Source organism: Bradyrhizobium sp. LTSP857 (genome assembly GCF_000938285.1).
GTDB lineage: Bacteria > Pseudomonadota > Alphaproteobacteria > Rhizobiales > Xanthobacteraceae > Bradyrhizobium.
The window spans coordinates 12,642-38,084 of record NZ_JYMS01000040.1 but is presented as its reverse complement, the minus strand read 5'-3'; the positions used below and the strand labels follow the sequence as shown (position 1 = coordinate 38,084).

The window sequence follows — 25,443 nt, the reverse complement described above, 5'->3', positions numbered from 1 at the left end:
ACATGGGCGTTGAGGGCATTGGCGCAAGCGTCAAACGTAAGGAAGACCGCCGCTTTATTACCGGCAAGGGCCGCTACGTTGACGACATCAAGTTGGTGGGCCTGATACACGCGCATTTCATCCGTAGTCCACACGCGCATGCCAAGGTCAAGGGCATCGATTCATCCGAAGCGATGAAGATGCCCGGCGTGGTCGCGGTGCTCACCGGCCAGCAAATCGTCGATGACAAGGTCGGCAATTTGATCTGCGGCTGGGCCATCACGTCGAAAGACGGCTCGCCGATGAAGATGGGGGCGTGGCCGGCGATGGCGCCGGAGACTGTGCGCTTCGTGGGGCAGGCGGTCGCTGTCGTAATCGCCGAAACCAAGAATCAGGCTAAGGACGCCGCGGAGGCCGTCGTCGTCGATTATGAAGAGCTTGAGGCCGTGCCCGATATCCGCGCCGCCATCAAGCGGGGCGCGCCGCAGTTGCATCCGGAAGCGCCGGGCAATGTGGTCTACGACTGGCATATCGGCGACGAGGCCGCGGTAAAAGGCGCCTTTGCCAAGGCCGCGAACGTGGTGGAAATGGACCTCACCAACAACCGCCTTGCGCCGAACCCGATGGAACCGCGCTCGGCGATCGCCGACTACGACACGGCCGAAGAGCACTACACGCTCTACACGACTTCGCAGAATCCGCATGTCGCCCGTCTCGTTCTGTCGGCCTTCTACAACATCGCGCCCGAGCACAAGCTGCGGGTTATTGCGCCTGACGTCGGCGGGGGCTTCGGCTCCAAGATCTACATCTATCCGGAAGAGATGGTGGCGCTGTGGGCGTCGAAGAAGGTCGGCCGCCCGGTGAAGTGGACCAGTGATCGGACCGAAGCCTTCCTCACCGATCACCATGGCCGCGACCATATCTCGAAGGCGGAGATGGCGTTCGACAAGGACAACAAGATCCTGGGGCTTCGGGTCAAGACCCACGCCAATTTCGGCGCCTACATGTCGCTGTTCTCGTCAGCGGTACCGACCTATCTCTATGCAACGCTGTTGTCCGGCCAGTACATGATCCCGGCCATCTATGCCGAGGTGATGGGTGTCTACACCAACACCACGCCGGTCGATGCCTACAGAGGTGCGGGGAGGCCCGAGGCGAGCTATCTGCTGGAGCGCATGATGGAAACCGCGGCGCGTCAGTTGAAGGTCGATCCGACTGAACTGCGTCGTAAGAACTTCATTACGACGTTTCCGTATCAGACGCCTGTGATCATGGCCTATGACATCGGCGATTTCGGCGCTTCGCTCGATGCCGCGATGAAAGCGATCGATTACGCTGGCTTCGCGGGCCGCAAGGCCAAAGCCAAGTCGGAAGGCAAGCTGCGCGGCATTGGCGTCTCCTGCTACATCGAGGCCTGCGGCATCGCACCGTCAAAGGCAGTAGGCAGCCTGGGCGCCGGTGTCGGCTTGTGGGAATCGGCGGAAGTCCGCGTCAATCCGGTCGGGACCATCGAGATCCTCACAGGATCGCACAGCCACGGCCAGGGTCATGAGACGACGTTCGCGCAGTTGATTTCCGAGCGCTTGGGCGTCCCGATCAGCCAGGTACAGATCATCCACGGCGACACCGACAAGGTGCAGTTCGGTATGGGCACCTACGGTTCGCGCTCGCTCGCGGTCGGTGGGACGGCCATCATCAAGGCGATGGAGAAGGTCGAGGCCAAGGCCAAGAAGATCGCAGCCCACGCGCTGGAGGCTTCCGAGGGCGACATCGTGATCGAGAACGGTGAGTTCAAGGTTGCCGGCACCGACAAGTCGATCGCGCTACCGATGGTGGCGCTTGCCGCTTATACCGCGCACAACCTGCCTGACGGCATGGAGCCTGGTCTGAAAGAAACCGCCTTCTACGACCCGACCAACTTCACCTTCCCGGCGGGCACCTATATCTGCGAGCTCGAGGTCGATGCCGGCACTGGAAAGACTTCGTTTGTCAATTTTGTTGCGGCCGATGATTTCGGCCGGTTGATCAACCCGATGATCGTCGAGGGCCAGGTCCATGGTGGGCTTGCGCAAGGTATCGGCCAAGCGCTGCTCGAGCACGCCGTCTATGATACCAACGGGCAGCCCGTGACGGCGTCATTTATGGACTACGCTATGCCGCGCGCCGACGACTTGCCGTCGTTCCAGTTGAGCCACACCACCACGCTGTGTCCGGGCAATCCGCTCGGCGTCAAGGGCTGCGGCGAGGCCGGCGCGATCGGCGCATCTGCCGCCGTGATCAACGCGATCACGGATGCCATCGACAACAACAAACTCGAAATGCCGGCGACGCCCAATCGAGTCTGGCACGCCATTCACGGCAAAGCGCGATAGGGAGCATTGCCATGTACGACACAACTTACCACCGCGCCTCCAGCGTTGACGAAGCCGCTACGATGTTCACTAAAGGCTCGGAATCGAAATACCTTGCTGGCGGCCATACGCTGATTCCCGTCATGAAGCAGCGTCTAGCGTCGCCCTCCGACATTATCGATCTCGGAAGGATCAAGGAACTCATCGGCATCGAAGCGTCAGGTGACGCGGTGACGGTCAAGGCAGCGACGACTCACTGCGATGTGGCTACCAGCAAGACTGTGCAAACGGCTATTCCGGCGCTGGCGTACCTCGCTTCGCTGATCGGTGATCCGGCCGTGCGACATCGTGGCACCATCGGCGGCTCGCTCGCCAACAACGATCCCGCCGCAGATTATCCGGCCGCGATTCTGGCGATGGGCGCCACCATCAAGACCAACAAGCGCTCAATTGCGGCAGATGATTTCTTCGAGGGCTTGTTCGCAACCGCGCTGGAGGAGGGCGAGATCATCACCGCCGTGTCTTTCCCGGTCCCGGCGAAGGCCGGCTATGCCAAATTTCCTCATCCGGCCTCGCGTTTTGCATTGGTCGGTGTGTTCGTGGCTAAGACCAAATCGGGCGAGGTTCGTGTTGCCGTGACGGGAGCTTCGCAAAGCGGCGTCCTGCGAGTAACGGCCGTAGAGTCGGCCTTGCAGGCGGACTGGTCGGCGGCCGCACTCGACGATGTCGCGATCTCAGACGACGGCTTGTTCAACGATCTTCATGGCTCCTCGGACTATCGCGCCCACCTGATCAAGGTGATGGCGCAGCGAGCGCTGGCGGGTTGAACCGTTTGGACTAGCATTTCGCACTGATGCGCCGGCACCCGAACAAACGAATGATCCAGAAATGGAAATGCGGGTTGGTTGATTCGCTTCTCGAAGCTCACGGCGCCATCGCGCCATAGCGCAAGATCCGCTGGTCGCTCGCGCCAGCGTATTGTTCGCGGCGGCAACGGGTGACGCCTTCGCCGGACTTGGCATCGACTATGGGGATGACGATCAGCCGATGTTAGTTGCCCGGCGCCTCAACAGAGAGCGAGTGCAGGTCGTTGGGCTCAGCGAAGGAACGCGCGACCAACTATTCTTAGCGCTGCGCCTCGCGTTGCTTGAACGCCGCACATCTGAACCGATTCCATTCATAGGAGACGACCTGTTGACGAGCTTCGACGAAGCCCGGACGTTGGCGGCGCTTCGGCTACTGGCGGCGGCAGGACAGAAGCGGCAGATTATTTTGTTTACGCATCATAGGCATGTCGCCGATCTTGCCAGGTCGCTGCAAGAAAATCGGATCGATTTTATCGACCTGTGAGATCGGCATAGAATTCACTGTTGCGTATGCTTGCCTGGTCTATATTCCATAACAACGGATGGGCGACTACCCGCTGTGGCGCCAAGCGGCGCGTCCTCGTCATTCGCGACTGATAAGGAATGGTCGCAAATGGAGTCAGTCTGCGGACTGATAAGGAAAGCCGACAAACCTTATCAGTTGAGACTGGACTCTGCTCTGCTCGAATGCAGACAGCGGCTGTGAGCATAGGAGGTCAACTAAGGTCTCAAAAGCGGACATCAAGTCACGACCATCAGCAGCGGCAAGATCGAAATGTGAGCGGGAAGCGAAATAATCTGGCGACTGCGAGCAAGCCGAGCGGAGCTATGTTAGCGGGGCGTTGAACCCGCCTAGTGCAGAACGCCGCAGAGTAGCTCATGAATGCGGGGGCGTGTCAGTTGAGGCGCTTGACCACTACCGATTGCCCTCGTGGGCGCTGCGATCGTCCCTTCCTCCGTCGTTCTCTCTAATCATCTGAAAAGACGAGAGTTGTTCCTACAATTCTCCGGTGAGGTCGCGACAACTTTGATGGTGCGAAGTCGCATACCCTGTGCAAAATTACGGTCGGTTGTTCGTCTGAAATGAGCCGAGTGGCTCCAAAACCCGCACAAGAAAGTGGCGGGGAGGAACGTGGTCATGCAGTTTCGCCATCTGCGCTATTTCGTGAAAGTTGTCGAGGCGGGCAGCTTTTCGCGTGCTGCCACAGAAATCCACGTCGCGCAGCCTGCGCTCAGCCAGCAGGTTGGGGAGCTTGAAGAACGGCTCGGCTTCACCCTGCTTGAGCGAAGCTCGCGCGGCGTTCGCCCCACTGCCGCCGGCCAGATCGTATTTCGCGAGGCCTCCGAAATCCTTCATCAGCTCGAACAGCTTCCCGGTCTTGTGCGGTCGACCAGCGGCGAGGTCGAAGGCATCGTCAATTTCGGAATTACGGTAGCTCTTGCAGGCGGTATCGCAGGCTCTGCCGTCGCGGCGTGTAAGGAAGCACTGCCAAAGGTGACGTTGAAATTCTCCGACGCTGACAGTGATGTGCTTCAAGCCCGGATCGAGGCGCAAACACTCGACATGGCCCTGGTGTTCGAAGACGACTTCGTGCCGAATTTCTCGCGGCTTCCCATTTTCAGGCAGCGTCTTTACCTAGTCCGGCGCGAGCCCCTGGCGGGGTGTCAGGGCGTGGTTTCGCTCGAACAGGTCGCGAAGCTGCCCCTCGTGCTGCCACCGCTTCCCAAGCATCGGCGCGTCGTCATCGATCGCGCCTTCGCGGAGGCGGGGTTGACGCCGAACATCGTCGCCGAAGCCGATGCTGCGCTCAGCGAGCTGTCCGCGGTTCGGTCCGGTGTCGGAAGTTCGATCTTCAACGCCGGGACGTTCGAGAATGTCTATCCGGGTGCGTTCGCCCCGCCGTTGCTCATTGAGCCGCCGATCTCCCTCACGTGTTCACTCGTGTCTTCAAGCGATTTCCCACTCACCCATGCCGGCGAGGCCGTGAAAGACGTGCTGATCCGCTTTGTGAAGGATCAAATCACCAAGAATACGCGGCCAGGCGCGGAACTGATCGCATGATGCAGTACCGCCACCTGCATTACTTTATCAGCGTGGTCGAGGCCGGAAGCTTTTCGCGCGCCGCATCTACGATCCACATCGCGCAGCCCGCGCTCAGCCAACAGATCGCGCAACTCGAGGAGCAACTCGGCGTGAGCCTGCTCTTGCGTAGCGTGCGCGGCGTTCGCCCGACCGCCGCAGGTGAGGTGCTGTATCGCGAGGCGTCTTCCATTTTGAAGCGGCTGGAGCAGCTTCCCGGCATCGTGCGGTCCGGCACCGGGGCCGCGGAAGGCCTTGTTCGGCTTGGGATGTCTTCAACCGTTATGCCCACAGCGCCTGTCGCATTCATCGAGCAATGCAGGGCTTCGTTGCCGAATGTCGCCCTCAGGATGGCAATCTCCGACAGCCCGACAGTCAAGCGGCGGGTGATCGCGCACGAACTCGATCTTGGTCTGGTGCTGGAAGATGACCTCGCGCCGACTTTCGCCCGCCAGCCGTTGTTCCGTCAGCGGCTGTTTCTAATACGCCCTGATGCGATATCGAAAGGCAAGCCGATGAAGCTTGCCGATCTCGTGTCGTTGCCGTTGATCCTCCCGCCATCACCGAACATTACGCGCACCGCGCTTGATCGCGCTTTCGCCGCAGCAAAACTTTCACCAAACGTCGTTATGGAAGCCGATATTGTGGCAGACATCATTGCGGCTGTGCGGGCAGGAGTAGGCGCCTCCGTGTTGCCGAAGGGCGATCTGTCCGACATGTCGGGCGATGATCTCGGCGAGCCCGAGCCCATCGAACCACCGATTTACCTTACGTGTTCGATGATTTCGTCGGGCAATTTTCCTCTCGCCAATGCGGGGGAGGCGGTGCGTGAGCTCTTTACCGAGTTTATCGAGACCACTCTGAACAAGACGCGAGCGCCAGGCGTCGAATGGATCGCTACGAGGCGCGCGAAGCCGTGAAAAAGCTCTCTTGTGCGAGTGGTCGGCGCCGATACTCAGGCGGCAGGTCTCCTGGCCTGGACCGGACCATTTAGCGCAGCGGGCGCCTCCGGATCGGCCTGTATGAAATATGGCTTCGACCTCAGCCGTAGCATGACGATGGGATAGGCCATGACCAGGCCGCCGATCAGTAAGCCCGCAATTGCGGTCGAGACGCCGACCTTTCCACTGTCGAGCGCGGTCCAGTAGGTGGCGATTCCGACCGGCAGAAACAACAGCACCGCGGTAACGAGCCCAGGCGAGAAGCGTCCCTTGAACCTGATCACCGGCACGATGTGAAACAGGACGGCGTTGATGAGCATCAGGCCCGCATAGGCGAGAGGGGCGATGGGCAGCGTCTCGGCCAGCATCGCCTGGGCGATGCCGAGTGCGACGACGATGCAGTTGGTGACGTAGAAGTCGTTCCATTCCACGGGGAGCGCGAGCGCGTTGCGCGCCCAGTTACGCCAGTCGAATGTGTATTCTTCCAGAATGTGCACCGCATAAGCGGCCATTCCGAGCCATGCCAGTGTTGTGAGGTTCATTGTTCTTTCCAATGTGGATCTGGTGATGAAGACAACGCAGAGAGCCGCGGGCAGATGTCGCGATGACGGCGACAACTGCCCGAAGGCGCTAGCCGCCGCCGTGTTCATCGGCGAACTCGATGCCGGCTTGCGTTTCGGCGACCGCCTGGCTGACCAGCTCCATGGCCTTCACGCGATGGCCGCCCTTGTTGGAGGTTGCCTGCCGCAGTTCGCCGAGCGCCTGGTAGAGCGAAGCCAGAGCGCGCTCCATGTTGCCCTGATAAGCATCGGCAGAATCCACGCTCGCGCCGACGAGCCCGATGGCGGCAACGCCGGTGGCTGCAGCGGTTGCAAAGCCGCGACGCGTGATCTTTGAATCAAACATGATGTGTCCTTTCGTTGTCAGAACTGAAATGCAGCAGTTCTTGAATCGGTCAGCGATGGATGCAGGCCGTTCTGTGCGCCGCTTCAATCGGCGAAAGGCATGCGTCGCGCAAATACGGTCTCAGTATGCAGATATAGCGAACGCCGATAGCGACGCGGCACGGTCCGACAGGCATCGATCGAAGGCCTATCTTGTTGGGATTCGCGGCTGGACTTCGGGGATTACAGACCGCGACGCCGGCTCGTTGAGCGATAACAGACACGTGAATGACAGGCCTCAAGAGCGCTCAGGCCCGCGCTGCGCAAGGCTGAAGCCGCGTCGTTTGTAGGCTAACAACCCCTTGACCAATCGCGCTATTTCCGACGAGCCCGCGGCAGACGGCTGACTTCCGGATGAGACGAGATCCGGACAGCCATAGCCGAAGCCGATAACTCTATATCGAAGCCATATTTGTTTTCGATGCCCCTCGGGCTCATTGCTCCGCCGCGTTCACGGGCGGCCCACATCGGATTGCCCTTCGCTTTGAGAGTGCTTTTCGATGTCCAACCTCATCTATCGTGTTGTCGCGGCCTGTGGGGCGCTCGGTTATGGCTATCCCAAGGAGTCGCTGCAGGCGGCCCTGAAGGGACGCGTCGACGCCATCATTTGCGATGGCGGTTCGATGGATGCAGGCCCCTATTATCTCGGGACAGGCACCGAATATTTCGAGCGCGAGGCGGTCAAGGCCGACTATCGGCACATGGTGGCGGCGGGCAAGCAAATTGGCTGCCCCGTCATTCTCGGCAGCAGCGGCATGGCAGGCGGCAACCGAAACCTCGATTGGATGATCGCGGTCGCCAAGGAAGTGTTCGCCGAGCTGAAAGTTGAAGGCGCCAAGGTCGCCGTCATCAGGTCCGAGCTCGATCCCGAGATCGTCATCCAGGAATTCCGCAATGGCGCGCTGCGCCCGACCGGCCTTGGGCCCGATCTCGACGAGCAGTCGCTGCGCGAGAGCGTCATCGTCGGACAGATGGGAGTTCATCCGCTCATCACGGCGATCGAAGCCGGCGCGCAGTATATCCTGGCGGGCCGTTCCTGCGACGTTGCCTTGTTTGCATCCGACATGATCCGCCGCGGCATCGACGCCGGATTGGCCTACCACGTCGGGCACGTGCTCGAATGCGGCGCCCTGGCCTGCGATCCCGGTTCGCCGTCCGACTGTCTGGTCGCAGAGATCTACGATGACGGCAGCGCGTTGTTCAGCGCACCGAACCCCACGCGGCGCTGTACTGCCTACTCAATTGCGGCTCACTCGCTCTACGAGGAAAGCCACCCGCAACTTCAGTTCTACCCCGAAGGTGTTTTGGCTCTGGAGAAGACCCAGTTCTTCTCCAAGGATAGCTGGACCGCGGGCATTCGCGGCAGCCGGTTCGTTCGGTCGAGCAAACCCTGGCCGTGGAGCATCAAGCTTGAAGGAGCCCGCCATCTGGGTACGCGCAAGGTGTCGCTGATCTACATCGATCCTGCCGCGCTGCCCAGGATCCCGTCCGAGGTGCTGGTTTATGGCCGCAACGGCGTACAGGCGACGCCGGTAGAAGCCTCCAAGCGTGAACTCGGCATCATCATCGAGACTGCAGCGCCGACGCAGGAGGCTGCCACCTTGCTGGCGAGCCTCCTCACGCATTATCTCATTCACTACGGCTATGCCGGGCGGAAAGCGACCGCCGGAAATATCGCCTATCCACTGTCGCCGAATTTGATCAGTTTCAAGCGCGACGACGGTCAGTTCGGAGCCATTGTCCCGAGCGGCACCCGCGATCCCGTGTTCTTTGCGAACTATCCGCGCATCAAGGAGGCGGTGATTGGGTTAATCGCGCAGGAGTTTCCTGACGCGCTTGCGAACGCCAGGTTCACCATCACCGAGGCCGATGCCGCGAACCCTGCGATCCTGCTGCGTAGCGTCGGCCATGATCCGGTCGAGCTCGCGTCGCGGCACCGGCAAGAGATCGAACGGATCACCAGCGTTGCGACTCCGAAGACGAATTCGCGGCTGAACCTGGACGCACCCGACGCCTATGTCTGGTCGCTCTACCATCTGCTTCAGAACGAGGACGTCATCAAGAACACGATGTTCCCCATCACCTATTACCGTGCCAGCGGCGCGGAATGGGCAGAAGAGAGCACTGCCAGGCCCAATTATTTCGACATCGGCGAGACCGGCTACTGCGGCAATATCGACGATCGCACACTGTCGGTGATCGCAGATCATGCCCCAGCAGGTGCGCCTGTCGGCACGCAACGGCTCATCGACATGGCCGTGGTCATTCGCAGCAAGGACGCGGGAATCAACCGCCTGACGTTCGATGTCATCTTCGCGTCGGCCGAGAGTTACGAGGCCTCGCTTCACTCGAACGTATTCGCAAGGGAGCAGATCGCGAAGATCCTGAATGTCCCACTCGACCGCGTGGTGGGCACGTTCTTCGTCGATACCTGCAACGCTATCAAGATTTCCATCGACCGGCCGAACATCTCGGCGTCGATGGACGAACGGGACGTGTTCGGCGCCCAGCAGCAAGCCGCTATTGAGCATTTGAGCATTCCGATCTACGCGGCCGCCCTGGGCAGGGCGTCTTCGTTCTAAAGCCGCCCAATCGTCCGATCATTCGCAAAGCAGACCATTCGTGATGGGTTGCCGCGTTCTCGCGGCAACGCGCGATCGGCGATTTCTAACGATCCTCACAATTGATGAACAGGAGAAACATTGTGTTCAAAACTTGCTTCAGTGCCGCGGCTATGATCGCCGTCGTCCTCGCGGCAGCACTCGCCGCCACACAGCCCGCGGAAGCGCGGGATGGCTGCGGAGCCAACCGCTACCGCGGGCCGGGTGGTGCTTGCCACATGTTCGGCACTGGTCCTTACCCGGGCGGGTTCTACGGACCGCGCATGGCCGATAACGGCTGCCCTCCCGGCTATTGGCACGGTCCCTGGGGTCACTGCCGCGACACGGCGTATCACGGCCGTCTTCCTGGCGGCGGCTGGAAATAAAGAGCGCACCTTTGGCCGCGCGATCAATCCTCCCGTCGCGCGGCTCGCGTCTTCTCGCATGATCCGTGCACCAGAACCGAGCCGATAATTCGATGTCCAACCGATTAGCTATCCACGCGAGAGGCGACAGTCTGGCGTCGCACATCCTGCCGGTCTCGGGAACGATGATCGGCGTGTGTGCAACCATGATCGGGTTGGTCAAGCTCGCTGAAGCCAAGCACGGCACGTCGCATGTCGATGAATATGCGGCGATCGTGGCTGTGACCTTCCTCGCCAGCGCCCTGACATCCTATCTGTCGATCCGCTGGTTTAACCGCGCCAGGCTTAGCCTTTGGATCGAGCAGATCGCAGACTTGATCTTCCTCTGCGGCCTAGTCGGAATCACGCTGGTAGCCACGCTTTTCGCATACGAAGTGATCTGAGGCGTTCCAAGCCAGCAGGGTCAGCTGCTCAGGAGACATGTGCTCGTTTTGACAACCTAAGAATGTTTGCACCCAAATTCAAACGTCATTGGAGATCGATAATGCTGCCCCGATTGACCAAAGCCTTTGCCATCGCCTTGTCGGTTACCACGATCGGCACGAGCGCCTTCGCCCAAGGCACCATGCAACAGCAGAATGCCTGCAGGCCGGACGTTTTCAGGCTGTGCGGCAGCTACATCCCGAATGTCGGTGCGATCGTCGCGTGCCTTCAGGACAACGCGGCAAGTCTGAGCGAACCGTGTCACGATGTCATGTTCCCTGGCCATGTCGACCAAGGTGGCTACGAACAAGCCGCGCGCGCCCGATCTGGCGAGCTCCGCTGAGCCCTTCCGTCGACGGTGCGCCCCGTGATGCCGCGCGGCGTGCGTTCTCTTCCATCGTTTGATCCATGACGAGGCTATGATGAAGAATCTCATGAAGTCCCGGGCCGTTGCGCCTCGGCTGGCTCGCTGGTTCAGCGCGCTGCTTTGTGCCGTGACGATGTCGCTGCCATCCATGAACGCGCAGGCGCAGACGGCGTTTTACGAAGCGTCGCCCCGGGAACTCGCAGGACCGCCCGGCAGCCTGATCCGCTCCGAGCCGATGATGTTCGCGCCCGCGGGAGCGCAAGCCTATCGCGTGCTGTACCGTTCGGTCGGTATGCACGGCGAGCCAATCGCCGTATCCGGCATCATCGTGGTGCCGCCCGGTCCTATGCCTTCCGGCGGCCGACCGATCGTGGCCTGGGCACATCCGACCACCGGCGTCGTACCGCATTGTGCGCCATCGCTCGCAATCTTCGCATTTCAGCAGATGGCGGGGCTCCGCCAGCTCGTCGAGCAGGGCGCGGTGGTTGCCGCGACCGATTATCCCGGCCTCGGGACGGCCGGCCCGCATCCTTATCTCGTCGGTGACAGCGAAGCGCGTGCGGTGATCGATTCGGTGCGTGCCGCGCGCAGCTTTCCCGGGGTCGGCGAAGGCAACAGCTTTGCCGTGTGGGGGCATTCGCAAGGCGGCCAGGCGTCGCTCTACACCGGGCTGATCGCCGGGACCTATGCTCCGGAGTTGCACCTGGTTGGTGTCGCCGCCGCGGCGCCGGCGACGTCGCTTGTGACCCTGATGGGCGACGACTTCAAGACGTCCGGCGGCAAGAATCTAACGGCGATGACCTTGTGGTCCTGGTCGCGCGTCTATGGGGCGCCGATCGACAAGGTCGTTTTGCCTCAGGCGATGCCGACCGTCGACCGGCTCTCGAACGAGTGCATCGAGTCAATCTTCGACATCATGGAGCGGCGCCAGACTGAAAAGCCGCTCGAGCAGGCGTTCCTGTCGGTCGCGAGCATCGCAACGGTCGAACCGTGGCGCTCGCTGGCCGTTCGCAACACGCCGGTCGCTCTCTCGCCGCAGATTCCGCTGTTCCTCGCGCAGGGCAGCACCGACAACATCGTCCGTCCCGAGACTACGCGCGCGTACATGCAGCGGCAATGCGAGGCCGGCGGCAAGGTCGCCATGATGTCGGTTCCGGGCGTCGGGCATGGCTTCGTCGCACGCGACAGCGCCGAAGCCGCGGTGAGCTGGATGATGGACCGCTTCGCGGGCCGGCCCGCGCCCAGCGACTGCGGCAAGCCGGCGCCCGCGATGGCTCCGGCCGAAGCCTCGGCCCGATAGGAGCGCCCACCAATGTCACGCCTGGTGCTCGACCTGCTCCGGCCCTATCGCGGCTGGCTCGCCATCGTCTTCATCGCCATGCTGATCGAGATCGTGGTCGGTCTCGCAGCCCCTTGGCCGCTGAAACTCGTGATCGACGATGCGCTCGGAAACCATCACCTTCCGCATTGGCTGGAATGGGCGCATGACTACGGTTTCGGCAAGCACACGCTCGGCGTCGCGCTATTCGCGGGCGTAGCGACGCTGGCCATCGCCGTGGTCGGTGCGATCGCGGGCTACATCGATAATTATTATACGACGAGCGTAGGGCAGTGGGTTGCCAACGATCTGCGCCTGCGAATCTACGAGCATCTTCATCGGCTGTCGTTGCGCTATTACGACCATGCCCGGATCGGAACACTGGTCTCGACGATCACCAGCGACGTCGCAACCATCCAGGATTTCGCGTCGTCGTCGACGCTCGACATCGTGATCGATCTGCTGACCATTGTCTTCATGGTCGGACTGATGTTCTGGCTGGACTGGGACTTCACGCTCATCGCGGTCGCCTTCACACCGGTTCTTCTGCTGTTCGTATTCCGCTTCAAGTGGGCGGTGAAGGAGGCGACCCGCGCGGTCCGTGTGCGCCAGAGCGAGGTCCTTTCTATCGTTCAGCGCGGCCTGAGCACGATCAGGGTCACCAAGGCGTTCGGACGGCAGGATCTCGAGCTTGCCAATCTGGAAGCGGCGAGCCGCGCCACTGTCGAGGCCGCGCTCCGCGCCCGAAAGATCAAGTCATTGATGTCGCCTCTCGTGAGCATCGTAGTGGCGATCTGCACTGCCATCGTGCTCTGGAAAGGCACGGCACTGATCGTGGCGGGAACCATGACCGCCGGCGCTCTGACCGTGTACCTTGCCTACCTCAAGAGGTTCTTCAAACCCGTGAAGGACCTCGCCAGCATGACCAGCACGATCGCGCAGACCACCGTCGCGCTGGAACGCATCCAGACCATCCTGTCCGCAGACGAGGTGATCGACGAGCGCGCTGGCGCGGTTGACACCGGCCGGGTACGAGGCGCCATCAGCTTCGATGGGGTCAGCTTCGGCTACGAGACGGGCGAGCAGATCCTGAACGAAGTGTCGTTCGATATTCAGCCCGGCCAGGTCGTCGGTTTCGTCGGTCCGACTGGGTCGGGCAAATCGACGCTGCTGAGCCTGTTGCCCCGCTTTTACGATCCGCGGCTCGGCCGCATCCTGATCGATGGCGTCGATGTCGCAGACTACAAGATCGCGTCCCTGCGTGCACAGATCGGCTTCGTGCTCCAGGATACGGTCCTGTTTCCCGGAACGATCCGCGAGAACATCGCTTATGGCCGTCCTGACGCGAACGAAGCGGAGATTTTGGCTGCCGCCCATGTCGCCAATGCCGATGATTTCATCGCGCGCATGCCGCATGGTTACGATACCCTTGTCGGCGAGCACGGAAGCACCCTGTCGGGCGGTCAACGTCAGCGTATCGCGATCGCGCGCGCTGTCGTACGCAACAGCCCCATTCTCGTGCTGGATGAGCCGACTGCGGCGCTGGATCCGCAGTCCGAACGGCTTGTCATCGATGCGCTTCATCGCCTGATGAAAGGGCGGACGGTGCTTATGATCGCCCACCGCCTGAACACGCTGGTCAATGCCGACAAAATCATTGTGCTCAGGGATGGGGTAGTGGCCGAAGAAGGCGGCTACGACGAACTGATCGCGCGCGGCGGTGACTTTGCCGAGTTGAGCCGGATCCAGCATCAGACTGCGCCGTCTCACGCCGCCGATGCGGCCTGAACCCAGCAAGAAAGAGCAAGCACCATGTCACACAGGCTGATCGTTCTTCCCGATGACGGCGCCGATGCGATCGTCGCACCCATCGATGCCGCCAAACATAGCCTTAACATCAGGATGTTCCTGTTCACCGACCCGGCGTTGCTCGAGGCCGTGGTCGCGGCCCGTCGCCGCGGCGTGAATGTTCGCGTCATGCTCAACCCGGCGCGGCGAGACGGAACGAGCGACAACGACGTCGCCCGCGAAACCCTTCTCACGGCAGGTGTCTCGGTAAAAGACAGCAGCACGGAATTTGCCGTGACGCATCAGAAGTCGATGGTGATCGACGGTCGGGTAGGCTTCATCGAATCCCTCAACTGGGAGACGCGTGACCTCACGGAGACGCGGGACTACGCGGTCGAGACCACCAAGATGTCGGAAGTTGCCGAGATGGTCCGTTGTTTCGATGCCGACTGGGCCGAGCAGAAATTCTCGCCCGACCCGGCGTCTCATTTGATCTGGTGTCCGAACAACGGTCGCCAGCGCATCGCGGATTTCATCGATGGCGCGAAGGAAACGCTCTGGCTCCAGAATGAGCGCTACCAGGACATGGTGATCATCGAGCGGCTTGTGCGGGCGGTGAATCGGGGCGTCAAGGTCCGGATCATGTCCCGCGCGCTTCACAAGCTGAAGCACAAGAAGCTGTTCGAAGGCGTCAGCGGGCTGCGAATCGTGCATGACGTCGGCGCCAAGGTTCGGACGCTGCGGCATCTGAAGCTGCATGGCAAGATCATGGTAGCGGACGGCAGCCGCGCCATCGTCGGCTCGATCAATCTCAGTCCCGGCAGTTTTGACGATCGGCGCGAGTTGGCAATCGAAACTGGATCGGACCATGTGGTGCAGCGTCTGATCGCGACCGTCGAGCGCGACTGGAAGCGGTCGAAAAAGCTCCCGCTATCCGACGCGGCGGTGCTTGCCGATCTGGAGGGCCGTGGCCTCGGTGAGGTCAACCGACTGGCGCTTGGCGGAGTCGCGCCCGACGAAGGATACCAGCGCTAGGCAAGCTTCCGGATGTGGTCAACGGTCCCGTCGCCGGATATATCGCGCGCCGATACCCGCATATTGAAGCGGTATTTGTATTCGAAGGCGTCCAGGCGCATGTGTTCATCGCGTTGAGAGCGGGCCAACCGCCGCCCACGAAGATCTTTTTCTCACACCGACAAAGGACAACAAGACATGACAACGACCTTGGACATAAATTCCCGTAAAGATTGTAAATTAACAACAAAGTTCGTTTTGAGAGCATCTATCTCCACCTGCGCTGCCCTGACCATTGCGGCGCTGGCCGGCCTGTTCAGCGCCACCCAGGCGCAAGCCTTTTCCTGCGGCCGAAGCGCGATCGGCGCCGGTTGCGTCGGCCCGCGCGGAGGCGTCGCCTTCAATCGCAATGGCGCAGTCGCGGTCGGCCGTTACGGCAATGTCTACGCCTATCGGCGTGGATCCACCTGCTACTGGCGCAACAACCAGCGCATCTGCCCATAAACCGAAGGCGCTTTGCGCGAACTGACGACAGGACAACAACCGTGACAAACAAGACTTTCTCGGCGCGCAGGCGCTTCAACATCGCCGGCGCGGCCGTCGTGATCGCACTGAGTTTCGCCGGCGCACCGGCGCAAGCACAGGACGCCACTGCGCCACAGGCTCAAACCCAGAGCCAGGCGCCGTCCAGGCTTTCCGAGGGCCAGCTCGAACAGCTCGTCGCCCCCATCGCGCTCTACCCTGATCCTCTGCTGACGCAGGTGCTGATGGCAACGACCTATCCACTCGAGGTCGTCGAGGCCGCGCGCTGGTCGCACGATAATCCTGGTGTGACCGGCTCCGAGCTGCAGAGCGCGATGCAGAGCCAGCCCTGGGATCCAAGCGTCAAGGCGCTTGCGGCTGTGCCGCAGACCCTTCAGATGATGAGCGACAAGCTCGACTGGACGCAACAACTCGGCGATGCCTTTCTTGCGCAGCAACAGGACGTCATGGCGGCCGTGCAGACGTTGCGCGCGGAGGCGCAGGCGACGGGGAATCTGCAATCGAACGCGCAGCAGCGCGTCACCTCCGAGCCGGCGCCCGCGGACGTCGCGGCGCCATCGCGGCAGCAGGCGATCGTGGTCGAACCGGTCAATCCCGATGTCTATTATGTTCCGGTTTACGATCCGAGCGTGGCCTACGGCCAGTGGGGATATCCGGCCAATCCGCCCTTCTACTGGTCGCCGCCGGGGTTCATCGCCAGCAACATCGTTTCGTTCGCCGCGGGCGTCACCGTCGGCGCTGCGATCTGGGGCGGATGCGATTGGTGGCACAACAACGTGATCATCAACGTCAATCGCTTCAACACATTCAATCGCACAGACATCACGAACAATATCTGGGTCCATAACCCAGCCCATCGCGGTGACGTGCCATACCACAACGCCGCTGTGGCCGAGCGCTTCGGCCGCGGCAACACCGTCGCGGCGCGTGAGGCACTGAACAATCGTATCGGAAACGGACGTCTGGATCTGCCTCGCGAGGCCGACCGTAAGTTCGACGGCGCAGGCGAGGCGGCCAAAGTCATGGACGCGGCTGGAGCAGCCAAGCGCATTCCCGATCTCGTCAAACCTACCGCTCCGAGGATTGCGCCGAGACAGGCGAACCGCGCGATGCCGCGGCGCAATCTGGATCGCCCGATGGCCGAGGCACGCCCCCAGTTCGACCGTCCGCGCGCCGAGATGTTCCGGCGCGAGCCTCGGGCCTTTGGTGATGACGGCGGGTTTGCCGATCATTTCGGTGGCGGCCGTCATCGCCTTTGAGCCCGGCGCGCCAGTTTGTCCTGAATTTCACGACCTAGAGATGGAGACCCATCATGAAAACGAACCATCAAGCCAGTTGCTACGCCATTCGGCGTTCCGCGCGCGCGACGCTCGCTGTTCTCAGTCTCTTCGGATTGACGTCCGTCGCCTCGGCTGCCGACAAGCCGCCTCTGGCTCCCGACACCGTAGCGCCGTTCAGCGCCGATTCTCGCATCTCGGCGAGTATCGAGCTCGGGCTGCCTGCGCTTGCCGCGGATATCGGTAAGGATATTCCACGACGTCTTGCAAGCATCGATGAGCGGGTCAGCTGTGTGCATCGACGCGTGCTGTTCTTCCGCGTCAACGCCAATTGCGATATCTGGGGGTATGTCGAACGCTCCGGTCCGGTCTCTCTCTACGGCCGCGGCGACCGCGTCTACGGCTTGGTTCCGATTCATGGCGTGCTCGAAGGGCAGGGCGCCAACAGGTTCACTGCGCGCATCCACGGCGAAACGGAGGCCAGCGCGACGATCGAGGCCGAGGCGCATCCGCAGCTTGGCCGCGACTGGTCGCTCGATCTGAACTTCAGCGACGGCTTTCACTGGAGCGAGCCGCCGGTGCTGCGTGTGATGGGCCGCGAGATACCATTGGCGAAATATGCCGAACCTCGCATCCACACCCAGCTTGGTATCGTCAGGTCGCATGCACTTGCGGCCGCGCGACGTCTCGATCTTCACGACAAGGCGGTCGCCGCCTGGCGGCACGCTTTTGAGCCGATCCAGCTCTCCGACAATCCCGCCGTGTGGCTGCAGATCACGCCGCAGAATGCCGCTTTCGCGGGTGTCCGTGCCGATACAAAGGTCTTGCGGGGATCGCTCGAGTTGTCCGGGACGGCTACGACCATCGTAGGCCAGGCTCCGCCGGCTGTCACGGCAGCGCCGCTGCCGCCCCTGGGCCACGACGTCGATGCTCCCGGCACGTTCGACGTCATTCTTCCGGTCAAGATCGGCTACGACACGATCAAGGACAGACTGAAGCAGGCGATCGCGGCGATGCCCGCGCTGCCGGGCATCTCGGTTCGTGACGTCGAAATCTACCCGTCATCCGGCAAACTAGTGATCGGCTTGCGCGTCACAAAGGCATCGGAGACGGATGCTAACGCCGGCAACTGGATCTATCTCACCGGCGGAATCCAGGTCGACGCCGACGGTCATGCCGTCAGTCTGTCCAATCTCTCAGTCATCTCGGGTGACGAAGCACTGGCTCCGCTGGTCGAGCCGATTGCGGCAGAGCTCGGATCGAAAGCAAATGTCGACTATGGGATTGCCTACGAGAATCTGCTGAATGCCGCCAATTCTAGGCTCTCCAGGCCGTTGAAGGATGGCTTCCGTATGGAAGGGCATCTGTCCTCGGCGAAGCTCGAAAAGGTCTATTTGCCTGCAGATGGCATCGTCATCGCGCTGCGAGCCAGCGGGGATCTAAAGATTCTCTACGGCATGTAGCAGGCCGATCATGGTCGATTTCAAGCGCGGTGCCTGGCTCGACCGGATTGATCCGGGTGCGCATAGGCGCGTCAAGGGATTACGCTTGGCGACCGCCTTTGGCCTCGCCGCGATGCTGGCAACCATGCCGGGCATCGCGGAGGGGCGGGGGCCGCTGCTTGGCGTATTCGCGGCCGGCTTTGCGCTATGGGCAAGCGTGTCGGAGTCGCAGGCGACCAGATACGAATCGGCCCGCGATCTCCTGATTCTTTGTCTCGCGGCAGGCATTGGTGCCGCAATCTTTGTTGCTGTACGGCCTGTGCTCGGTCCCGTTTGGGACGAATTGACGTTGGTTACAGGAGCTTTCTGCGTCGGGTATCTCAGGCGCTACGGAGTTCTCGGTGCTGGCGTCGGATCACAGATCTTCATTGGACAGCTCCTGGCTTTCACCTCCGGTGCGGCGCTCCAGGACCTCGGGACAATCGCGTTGGCCACCTCCCTTGCCGGGCTTGCCGCAATCGTGCCTCGGCTGCTGAGCGGACCGGCTGAAAAGCCGGCGCTCTCGCCGCGAGTTGACATTCCAGCCGATGGCGACATTGCCTTCACTGAATCGGTCATGGGTCTGCAAGCCGCGTTCGCCTCGCTCATCATCGTAGTTCTCGGACAAGCTCTAGGACTTACGGAGTCCGCCTGGGCAATTGCGGCGTGCACCTACGTTGTGACAGGCTCGCTTGCCGGCACCATCGATCGCATCCGGCGGCGCGTTGCGGGTACGTTGGTCGGCGTGCCACTGGGACTTGCTTGCCTGCCGATTGCAGCTCACGCGCCATTGATAGTGTGGGTAGCGGCCGCCTTTGCCATGATCATCTATTCGATGGCGCTGCCCGAACACTATGAGGTCGCTTGTGGGGCCTATGCGTTCGCACTCGTTGTCACCATGGGCGCGAGCGGAGAATATCCGGCCGCTGTCCTCGTCGCCAGGGGATGGGAGACGATACTTGGGGGCGCGATCGGCATTGCTGTCGTCCTGCTGTTCGCAAAGTTGCCATTTGCGCGACAGCATCAATGTTAAATTTTTCTGGCTTTGAGACTCACGAATTTCAAAGCGATGGGGGCGTTGGAGAGGGCCACCAATTTTGATTGCCGCTAGATATGTGTGCAGAGTCCTTACCATCATTGCATGTATTCCGGGACGCGCTCATCCCGACATCGGGATTGATGCGCCCAGGGCCAGAAGCGGCTGTGCACATGTTGATAGCCAATCCGCTGAATTTATTGCGGTTCGTCGTCGGCATCGAAGACCACTTGTCGGGTCCTTCCGCTTTCTGCCTGAAACTCTGACCGCTATTGCAGGCAGCCTTCATCTGATAAAGCCCTGGTCGCAATGGGGGTCAGTTCTTGGACTGATAAGGTTTCTAACAAAATGGAGTCAGTTCGCGACTGATAAGGTTTTTGCCGAAAGCTTATCAGTCTGGCGGCGACGAGTTCGAGTCGCGCTCCCGCTACCAAGCCAGCGATTTTGCACTCCAAACTACGATTTTGTGCGCTTTCCTGCGGAAGATAGTAGACAACTCACCGCATTCTGGGACAGAGCTGCCGGAGCATTGGCCGCGATGCCGCTTGAGACGAGTGCAATCAGCACTGTGCGCGTCACGTAGGATTAGCTGATCCTCCGCCTCGGCCTTCCGAGAAGGGCTTGCGCTGGCGATTTCGGCTCATCCCTCTTAGCGTTCCGTTTCAATGCCGACTCTCGAACCGCCGCGCTGGCCCCTTCTTGCAAAAGCCGTTGGGCGGAGATCCAAAGACAAAGAGGATCGCCGCTTGCTGCCTGGGCCAATTGGAGCGCCAGCAGCGATGCGGTTGCTTGGCTCATTGCGGGGGATCGAGCAGCGTTTTGAGCGGAAGAACACTTTTCACTATGGGCGATTTCAGCACGATGTAGCTGAAGTATTTCTCGATCCCGATGTTGCGTTCGAGCAGGTGTTCCATTCCCTCCTGGTAGTGGCTGATGTTGCGGCACACGAAACGCAGCAAATAGTCGTAGCCGCCGCTGACAAGGTGACACTCCATCAGCTCGTCTACCTTGCGCATACTGGCCTCGAATTTCACGAAGTCCTCCTTGCGATGGTCGACCAACGTGATTTCGGTGAAGACGCTTATGCTCTCGGTTAGCTTCGCAAGGTTAATTTGCGAGCCGTAGCCAGTGATGTACCCGGCCGATTCCAGCCGCTTGACGCGTTGCAGACACGGGCTCGCCGAAAGGCCAACTGCCTCAGCCAGATTGGCGTTGGTCATCCTCCCGTCGTTCTGCAACTGGACGAGGATGTTCAAGTCAATCCGATCGAGCTTCGGGACGCCGTTCAAAGAATCGTCTCCATGTTGCCGGTGGGATTTCCTCCGCTGCTACGGTTCGCCAGCGCTAGCCAGGCGGCACGACAAGTCCGTAGAGCAGCCGGGCAGGTCCGCGTCGCGCCGCGGCGTTTTGCTCGACTGGCAGGCGGTCCGGGCCGCACCGGATGGCGGCGCTCGGACGGCAATATTATAAGCGCTACAGCGTCCCTCGCGAGATGGCCGGACACTTAAGTGTCCGGCCTAGCGCCCACAGCCTACGCGACCGCCTTTGCGCTTTCGGCCGACAGCGCCGCGTCGATGATAACGAGAGCCTTGTCCAGGTTCTCGTCCGAGACAACCAGGGGCGCCAGAAAGCGGATCACGTTACGGTGGACACCGCACTTGATCACCAGGAGTCCGCACTGACGGGCTTGATCGATGACGCGTTGCGCGCGGTCCGGGTCGGGCGTCTTGGTCTTGCGGTCCTTGACCAACTCGATGGCCTGCATGAAGCCCAGCCCTCGCACGTCGCCGATGATCGCGTGCCTCCGAGCGAGTTCGCGGAGGCCTGCTTCGAGCCTCTGGCCGAGACGCTCCGCACGATCGAGCAGCTTGTCCTGTTCGAAGGCCTCCAGAACCGCGAGTGCGGCGGCACAGCCGATGGCGTTGCCGCCGTAGGTGCCACCGAGACCGCCGGGGAGGGGAGCGTCCATGATCTCGGCTCGCCCGATGACGCCCGACAAGGGAAATCCACCGGCGAGGCTTTTAGCGACGGTCACCAGATCGGGTTGGATCCCGGAGTGCTCGAAGCCGAAAAGTTTTCCGGTCCGTCCGAAGCCGGTCTGGATCTCGTCAGCGATGAGCACGATGCCGTGGCGCTTGGCGATCTCGCGCAGCGCCTTGAGGAATGGAGCCGGGGCGGGCAGGAAGCCTCCATCTCCCTGCACCGGCTCAATAATGATCGCGGCGACACGATCCGGAGCGATCTCGGTTGCGAACACCTCATCGAGCGCTTCGAGCGCGCGCTCGGTCGTCATGTCGCGATAGGAGTCCGGGAAGGCTGTGTGGAAGATCTCGGAAGCGAACGGTCCGAAGTTCTGCTTATAGGGCTGGCTCATGCCGGTGAGGCTTATGCCGAGCATCGTGCGGCCATGAAAGCCGCCCCTGAACGCGATCACGGCGGAGCGGTTGGTGTAGGCGCGAGCGATCTTGACGGCGTTCTCGACCGCTTCGGCACCCGAAGTAAGGAAGATGCTCTTGTAGGCCTCACCCTTGCCGACCAGGCGGTTCAGCTTCTCGGCGAGATCCAGATACGGCCGGTAGGCCGCGACCTGGAAGGCCATATGGGTGACGCTCTTGAGCTGCTTCTCGACCGCGGCCACGACTCGCGGATGGTTGTGTCCGACGTTGAGCACGCCGATGCCTGCGACGAAGTCGAGATACTCTTTACCTTCCACGTCCCAAACCAACGCGCCTTCCGCGCGCGCGATGGTGATCGGATGGGCGGTGAGGACGCCGCGCGCGATATTGGCGTTACGCAGTGCGGCAAGCTCGACGGCGGTTTGAGCGGCTGACATGGCTGGATCCCTTGCTGGTGTATCGGCCTCGCCACCGGGCGCTGGCCTTGCAGAAATCCTACCCGCGCCGCCCCGATCAAATTGCCGAAGACGAGACACAGACAGCAAGCTCTATCGTCGTCGGAGTTCCAAACCGCAGGGCGTGCTGCCGTGCTGCGCCGAGAGTGAAGGGGTAGTGCCTTCAGCTAGAAGATCGGCTCTCCGACCGCGACCTTGCTGCGGGGGCCAAGCACGATCACATTCCGGTCGGCATTCTTCGCGCCCAGAATGAGCAATTCGGAAGTGAAGCCCGCGATATTCTTCGGGCCGAGATTGCAGATGCAGACGACGAGCGAGCCGACCAGCGCCTCCGGTTCGTAGTTGGTGATCTGAGCGCTCGACCACATGGTTCGTTCGGCTCCGACATCGACGCCTACCTTATAGGAAGGATTGCGCGCCCTGGTAAAGGGTTCGACCTCGACGACCCTGCCAATCCGGATGTCGAGAGGGGCGAAGTCGTCGTAGGTAGTTTGGGCCTTCAGTTGCGTCATATCGCGGACCTCGGTCAGGATGGGCGTGCTTTTCGGCGATCATTAGAACATGTGGCAGCAGCAGGACATTCCGTAAGAACCGGCGGGACGGCAATTTTTGCGTCTTCGGCGGCCTTCATCGGCAGGGCCTGCTGACCAAAAATGCGATGGTGCGGGCCTTACCTTCGGAGGCCTCGACGATGCTAAGCGAACGTCTAAGAGATCCGCGTCTGTTCCGCGAGCAGGCTTTTGTCGCCGGCGCATGGGTCGATGCCGATGGCGGCGCGACCGTCGTCGTCACGGACCCGGCGACCGGTGCCGAGATCGGTACCGTGCCGGCCCTTGGTGCCGAAGAAACCAGACGCGCCATCAAGGTGGCCGAAGAAGTCTGGCCGGCCTGGCGCGCGCTTCCCGGCAGCGAGCGAGGCCGCTTGCTCGAGGAATGGTATCGGCTGATGCTTGAAAACATCGACGACCTCGCGCTCATTATGACGATGGAGCAGGGGAAGCCGCTTGCGGAAGCTGCCGGCGAGATCCGGTACGGGGCAGGTTTCATCAAGTGGTTTTCGGAAGAGCCGCGCCGAGTCTACGGCGACACCATTCCGGCCCCCACCGGGGATCGGCGCATCCTGGTTCTGAGGGAACCGGTGGGCGTTTCCGCGGCGATCACTCCGTGGAATTTTCCGAACGCCATGATTACCCGCAAGGCGGGCCCGGCGCTGGCGGCCGGCTGCCCGATCATCGCGAAGCCGTCGGAATTGACGCCATTTTCGGCCCTGGCGTTGGCCGTCCTCGCCGAACGAGCTGGCATTCCGAAGGGGGTCTTCTCGGTGGTGACGGGCATGCCCCAAGCGGTCGGCGCCGAGCTCACGTCGAGTCCATCCGTCCGCAAGCTCTCGTTCACCGGATCCACCCGCGTCGGACAGCTCCTGATGCAACAGTCGGCAAGCACCATCAAGCGCGTCAGCTTCGAGTTGGGAGGCAACGCTCCCTTCATCGTGTTCGATGACGCAGATGTCGATCTCGCTGTGGCGGGATTGATGGCGAGCAAATTCCGCAACGGCGGCCAGACCTGCGTCTGCGCGAACCGGGTGCTGGTGCAGGACGGAATCTATGAAAGGTTCGCCGACCGCCTTCTGGCGGAGACCTCGAAGCTCGTCGTCGGCAGCGGATTGCGCGAGGGCGTCACGATCGGCCCACTGATCAACCGTGCTGCTGTCCATAAGGTCCGTCGTCACATCGACGACGCCCTTTCGAACGGTGCAGTGCTTATGCTCGGCGGCAAGACTGGATCGAAGGATCAGTTTGTGGACCCGACGGTACTCGCTAACGCCACCGTGAACATGCAACTGGCGAACGAGGAGACCTTCGGACCCGTCGCTCCACTGTTCCGGTTCAAGCACGAAGACGAGGCGATCCAGATCGCAAACGCCACCCCCTACGGCCTTGCGTCATACTTCTATACGTCCAATCTCAACCGTTCCTGGCGGGTGGCGGAAAGATTGGAGTTCGGCATGGTCGGTCTGAACACGGGCTCGGTGTCGCTTGAGGTCGCGCCCTTTGGCGGCATCAAACAGTCGGGCATCGGTCGGGAGGGCTCCAAATTCGGCATCGAGGAATACTTGGAAATCAAGGCCTTCCACATCGGTAGCCTAACCGCTCCGTAATTCGGGCCCAGCCATGATGGCAGCATCTCGCTACGGATCTGACGGCAAAATTGGCTCGCGCCTCTCCTGGCCCGGTCCTGTTTCGCTTAGGAGATTTGATGTCTAGACGAACGCTCGGCTGCGGAGCTGTGCTGAACGTTCCGGTCACGGATACCCGGCAAGCCTGGAAAGCATCAACCTCCTTCACGAAGCCCGCTGGTTCAATCGGGAGCACGCGCTGATTGTCCGGCCCTTTGCGGCGCTGTGGGCGCTTGCCTGGTCTGCTGAGATTTCGGAAGCGAAAGCGGGCAGTGCCAGATCGACTTCGGGCGGATTGCGTAGGGATGCCTAGCCAGTCAGCAGCCTTTGAACCAGGTCCGGCGTGTTCGTCACGCTGTACTTGCGCAGCAGGCGCGTCTTGTAGATGTCGACTGTTCTCGGACTGATGCCGAGTGAAAGCGCCGCTTCCTTTCCCGTCTTTCCCTCGATCAGCAAAGCTGCAATGTCTCGCTCTCTTGGCGTCAGCGATCCGCGGATCGTGTCGCTCTTCGCCTGTCGACTGGATAGTTCGGTGAATACCCACAACGTGTTTCGGTGCGGGTCTTTGGGCGTGTAGGTGAATCCGCGGACGTGAACCCAGAACAGTTCGCCATCGAGACGGCGCATGACGCGGTCGTCCGAGAACGCGCGATCCTGCGTGAGCATCGCACCGACCCGCAGACCGGCGCTTTCAAAATGGTTATGTGTCGGATAAAGCCGCTCGAATGTTGTTCCGGTGAATTCGCCGGGTTTGCCGCGGAAGATATCGGCAAACGCCTTGTTGCAGGCTCTTATCATCCGCTTATTCGCGATGGCTTGTCCCACCGGCGCGTCCTGGAACGCGCGACGGTAGTCGATCTCTGCAGCAATTGCATTTCTCATGATCTCTCCCCGACCGCGGCGGCTCGGACACTTAAGTGTTCAACACCTATAGCATTAAGTGCCTACGTGTTATTAACCTATGCCAATAGGTGACGGGTGGA

23 protein-coding genes are annotated in these 25,443 nt (G+C 61.3%); 17 read left to right on the top strand and 6 right to left on the bottom strand.

What is annotated here, in order from left to right:
• The first annotated feature begins 2 nt into the window (after positions 1-2).
• The 5 genes from UP06_RS26420 (at position 3) to UP06_RS26400 (ending at position 6,196) form a co-directional block, all read left to right on the top strand.
• On the top strand, positions 3-2,351 hold the full coding sequence (locus UP06_RS26420) for a xanthine dehydrogenase family protein molybdopterin-binding subunit (RefSeq protein WP_045006604.1): 2,349 nt from the start codon (positions 3-5) through the stop codon (positions 2,349-2,351).
• Positions 2,352-2,362: 11 nt separating this feature from the next.
• Positions 2,363-3,157 carry an FAD binding domain-containing protein gene (locus UP06_RS26415; protein WP_045006603.1) on the top strand — a complete coding sequence of 265 codons (795 nt, stop codon included), beginning with the start codon at positions 2,363-2,365 and terminating at the stop codon, positions 3,155-3,157.
• Between the two features lie 151 nt (positions 3,158-3,308).
• Positions 3,309-3,680: a hypothetical protein gene (locus UP06_RS26410; RefSeq protein ID WP_045006602.1), complete on the top strand. Its 372-nt coding sequence runs from the start codon at positions 3,309-3,311 to the stop codon at positions 3,678-3,680.
• A gap of 654 nt (positions 3,681-4,334) precedes the next feature.
• Positions 4,335-5,258 (top strand): LysR family transcriptional regulator, encoded by a 924-nt coding sequence (locus tag UP06_RS26405; RefSeq protein WP_045006601.1) that lies wholly within the window; start codon positions 4,335-4,337, stop codon positions 5,256-5,258.
• Positions 5,255-6,196, top strand: a complete 942-nt coding sequence (locus UP06_RS26400) for a LysR substrate-binding domain-containing protein (protein WP_156163240.1) — start codon at positions 5,255-5,257, stop codon at positions 6,194-6,196. Before UP06_RS26405 ends, UP06_RS26400 begins: the two co-directional genes overlap by 4 nt.
• Before the next feature lie 35 nt (positions 6,197-6,231).
• On the opposite strand, the gene UP06_RS26395 is transcribed toward UP06_RS26400, so the two are convergent.
• Both UP06_RS26395 and UP06_RS26390 read right to left on the bottom strand, forming a co-directional pair.
• Positions 6,232-6,759 carry an HXXEE domain-containing protein gene (locus tag UP06_RS26395; RefSeq protein ID WP_045006600.1) on the bottom strand — a complete coding sequence of 176 codons (528 nt, stop codon included), beginning with the start codon at positions 6,757-6,759 and terminating at the stop codon, positions 6,232-6,234.
• Positions 6,760-6,847: 88 nt separating this feature from the next.
• Entirely contained in the window at positions 6,848-7,123 is a 276-nt protein-coding gene (locus UP06_RS26390) for a hypothetical protein (protein ID WP_050032058.1), read from the bottom strand.
• 538 nt (positions 7,124-7,661) lie between these two features.
• Between UP06_RS26390 and UP06_RS39300 the strand changes: the two genes are divergently transcribed.
• The 11 genes from UP06_RS39300 (at position 7,662) to UP06_RS26340 (ending at position 19,430) form a co-directional block, all read left to right on the top strand.
• On the top strand, positions 7,662-9,743 hold the full coding sequence (locus UP06_RS39300; protein ID WP_050032056.1) for a DUF4387 family protein: 2,082 nt from the start codon (positions 7,662-7,664) through the stop codon (positions 9,741-9,743).
• 152 nt (positions 9,744-9,895) lie between these two features.
• Positions 9,896-10,147: a hypothetical protein gene (locus UP06_RS42725; protein ID WP_082078772.1), complete on the top strand. Its 252-nt coding sequence runs from the start codon at positions 9,896-9,898 to the stop codon at positions 10,145-10,147.
• Between the two features lie 92 nt (positions 10,148-10,239).
• Positions 10,240-10,569: a hypothetical protein gene (locus UP06_RS26380; protein WP_045006599.1), complete on the top strand. Its 330-nt coding sequence runs from the start codon at positions 10,240-10,242 to the stop codon at positions 10,567-10,569.
• Between the two features lie 101 nt (positions 10,570-10,670).
• On the top strand, positions 10,671-10,952 hold the full coding sequence (locus UP06_RS26375; RefSeq protein ID WP_045006598.1) for a hypothetical protein: 282 nt from the start codon (positions 10,671-10,673) through the stop codon (positions 10,950-10,952).
• Positions 10,953-11,043: 91 nt separating this feature from the next.
• Positions 11,044-12,276, top strand: a complete 1,233-nt coding sequence (locus tag UP06_RS26370) for an alpha/beta fold hydrolase (protein WP_045006627.1) — start codon at positions 11,044-11,046, stop codon at positions 12,274-12,276.
• 12 nt (positions 12,277-12,288) lie between these two features.
• Positions 12,289-14,082, top strand: coding sequence for an ABC transporter ATP-binding protein (locus tag UP06_RS26365; protein ID WP_045006597.1), 1,794 nt, complete (start codon positions 12,289-12,291; stop codon positions 14,080-14,082).
• A gap of 24 nt (positions 14,083-14,106) precedes the next feature.
• A complete protein-coding gene (locus UP06_RS26360) occupies positions 14,107-15,117 on the top strand; it encodes a phospholipase D-like domain-containing protein (protein WP_045006596.1) in 1,011 nt (336 codons plus the stop codon).
• A gap of 177 nt (positions 15,118-15,294) precedes the next feature.
• Positions 15,295-15,600: a hypothetical protein gene (locus tag UP06_RS26355; protein WP_156163239.1), complete on the top strand. Its 306-nt coding sequence runs from the start codon at positions 15,295-15,297 to the stop codon at positions 15,598-15,600.
• A 41-nt stretch (positions 15,601-15,641) separates the two neighbouring features.
• Positions 15,642-16,898: a DUF3300 domain-containing protein gene (locus UP06_RS26350; RefSeq protein WP_050032054.1), complete on the top strand. Its 1,257-nt coding sequence runs from the start codon at positions 15,642-15,644 to the stop codon at positions 16,896-16,898.
• A gap of 53 nt (positions 16,899-16,951) precedes the next feature.
• Entirely contained in the window at positions 16,952-18,379 is a 1,428-nt protein-coding gene (locus UP06_RS26345; protein WP_082078774.1) for a DUF4403 family protein, read from the top strand.
• Positions 18,380-18,389: 10 nt separating this feature from the next.
• Positions 18,390-19,430 (top strand): FUSC family protein, encoded by a 1,041-nt coding sequence (locus tag UP06_RS26340; RefSeq protein WP_050032051.1) that lies wholly within the window; start codon positions 18,390-18,392, stop codon positions 19,428-19,430.
• 797 nt (positions 19,431-20,227) lie between these two features.
• Here UP06_RS26340 and UP06_RS26335 read toward each other — a convergent pair.
• From UP06_RS26335 to UP06_RS26325, 3 genes are all read right to left on the bottom strand, one after another.
• Entirely contained in the window at positions 20,228-20,722 is a 495-nt protein-coding gene (locus UP06_RS26335; RefSeq protein ID WP_045006594.1) for an Lrp/AsnC family transcriptional regulator, read from the bottom strand.
• 242 nt (positions 20,723-20,964) lie between these two features.
• On the bottom strand, positions 20,965-22,266 hold the full coding sequence (gabT, locus tag UP06_RS26330) for a 4-aminobutyrate--2-oxoglutarate transaminase (protein WP_045006593.1): 1,302 nt from the start codon (positions 22,264-22,266) through the stop codon (positions 20,965-20,967).
• A 185-nt stretch (positions 22,267-22,451) separates the two neighbouring features.
• Positions 22,452-22,796 carry a tRNA-binding protein gene (locus tag UP06_RS26325; RefSeq protein WP_045006592.1) on the bottom strand — a complete coding sequence of 115 codons (345 nt, stop codon included), beginning with the start codon at positions 22,794-22,796 and terminating at the stop codon, positions 22,452-22,454.
• Between the two features lie 179 nt (positions 22,797-22,975).
• Here UP06_RS26325 and UP06_RS26320 point away from each other — a divergent pair, with 179 nt between their 5' ends.
• Positions 22,976-24,442, top strand: a complete 1,467-nt coding sequence (locus tag UP06_RS26320; RefSeq protein WP_045006623.1) for an NAD-dependent succinate-semialdehyde dehydrogenase — start codon at positions 22,976-22,978, stop codon at positions 24,440-24,442.
• A 327-nt stretch (positions 24,443-24,769) separates the two neighbouring features.
• Here UP06_RS26320 and UP06_RS26315 read toward each other — a convergent pair whose 3' ends face one another.
• Positions 24,770-25,342, bottom strand: coding sequence for a PAS and helix-turn-helix domain-containing protein (locus UP06_RS26315; RefSeq protein WP_045006591.1), 573 nt, complete (start codon positions 25,340-25,342; stop codon positions 24,770-24,772).
• Positions 25,343-25,443 lie beyond the last annotated feature (101 nt).

Coding starts and splice junctions, on each gene's coding strand:
- UP06_RS26420 (WP_045006604.1), top strand. CDS start 3: ATGGGCGTTGAGGGCATTGGCGCAAGCGTCAAACGTAAGGAAGACCGC.
- UP06_RS26415 (WP_045006603.1), top strand. CDS start 2,363: ATGTACGACACAACTTACCACCGCGCCTCCAGCGTTGACGAAGCCGCT.
- UP06_RS26405 (WP_045006601.1), top strand. CDS start 4,335: ATGCAGTTTCGCCATCTGCGCTATTTCGTGAAAGTTGTCGAGGCGGGC.
- UP06_RS26400 (WP_156163240.1), top strand. CDS start 5,255: ATGATGCAGTACCGCCACCTGCATTACTTTATCAGCGTGGTCGAGGCC.
- UP06_RS26395 (WP_045006600.1), bottom strand. CDS start 6,759: ATGAACCTCACAACACTGGCATGGCTCGGAATGGCCGCTTATGCGGTG.
- UP06_RS26390 (WP_050032058.1), bottom strand. CDS start 7,123: ATGTTTGATTCAAAGATCACGCGTCGCGGCTTTGCAACCGCTGCAGCC.
- UP06_RS39300 (WP_050032056.1), top strand. CDS start 7,662: ATGTCCAACCTCATCTATCGTGTTGTCGCGGCCTGTGGGGCGCTCGGT.
- UP06_RS42725 (WP_082078772.1), top strand. CDS start 9,896: ATGATCGCCGTCGTCCTCGCGGCAGCACTCGCCGCCACACAGCCCGCG.
- UP06_RS26380 (WP_045006599.1), top strand. CDS start 10,240: ATGTCCAACCGATTAGCTATCCACGCGAGAGGCGACAGTCTGGCGTCG.
- UP06_RS26375 (WP_045006598.1), top strand. CDS start 10,671: ATGCTGCCCCGATTGACCAAAGCCTTTGCCATCGCCTTGTCGGTTACC.
- UP06_RS26370 (WP_045006627.1), top strand. CDS start 11,044: ATGAAGTCCCGGGCCGTTGCGCCTCGGCTGGCTCGCTGGTTCAGCGCG.
- UP06_RS26365 (WP_045006597.1), top strand. CDS start 12,289: ATGTCACGCCTGGTGCTCGACCTGCTCCGGCCCTATCGCGGCTGGCTC.
- UP06_RS26360 (WP_045006596.1), top strand. CDS start 14,107: ATGTCACACAGGCTGATCGTTCTTCCCGATGACGGCGCCGATGCGATC.
- UP06_RS26355 (WP_156163239.1), top strand. CDS start 15,295: ATGACAACGACCTTGGACATAAATTCCCGTAAAGATTGTAAATTAACA.
- UP06_RS26345 (WP_082078774.1), top strand. CDS start 16,952: ATGAAAACGAACCATCAAGCCAGTTGCTACGCCATTCGGCGTTCCGCG.
- UP06_RS26340 (WP_050032051.1), top strand. CDS start 18,390: ATGGTCGATTTCAAGCGCGGTGCCTGGCTCGACCGGATTGATCCGGGT.
- gabT (WP_045006593.1), bottom strand. CDS start 22,266: ATGTCAGCCGCTCAAACCGCCGTCGAGCTTGCCGCACTGCGTAACGCC.
- UP06_RS26325 (WP_045006592.1), bottom strand. CDS start 22,796: ATGACGCAACTGAAGGCCCAAACTACCTACGACGACTTCGCCCCTCTC.
- UP06_RS26320 (WP_045006623.1), top strand. CDS start 22,976: ATGCTAAGCGAACGTCTAAGAGATCCGCGTCTGTTCCGCGAGCAGGCT.
- UP06_RS26315 (WP_045006591.1), bottom strand. CDS start 25,342: ATGAGAAATGCAATTGCTGCAGAGATCGACTACCGTCGCGCGTTCCAG.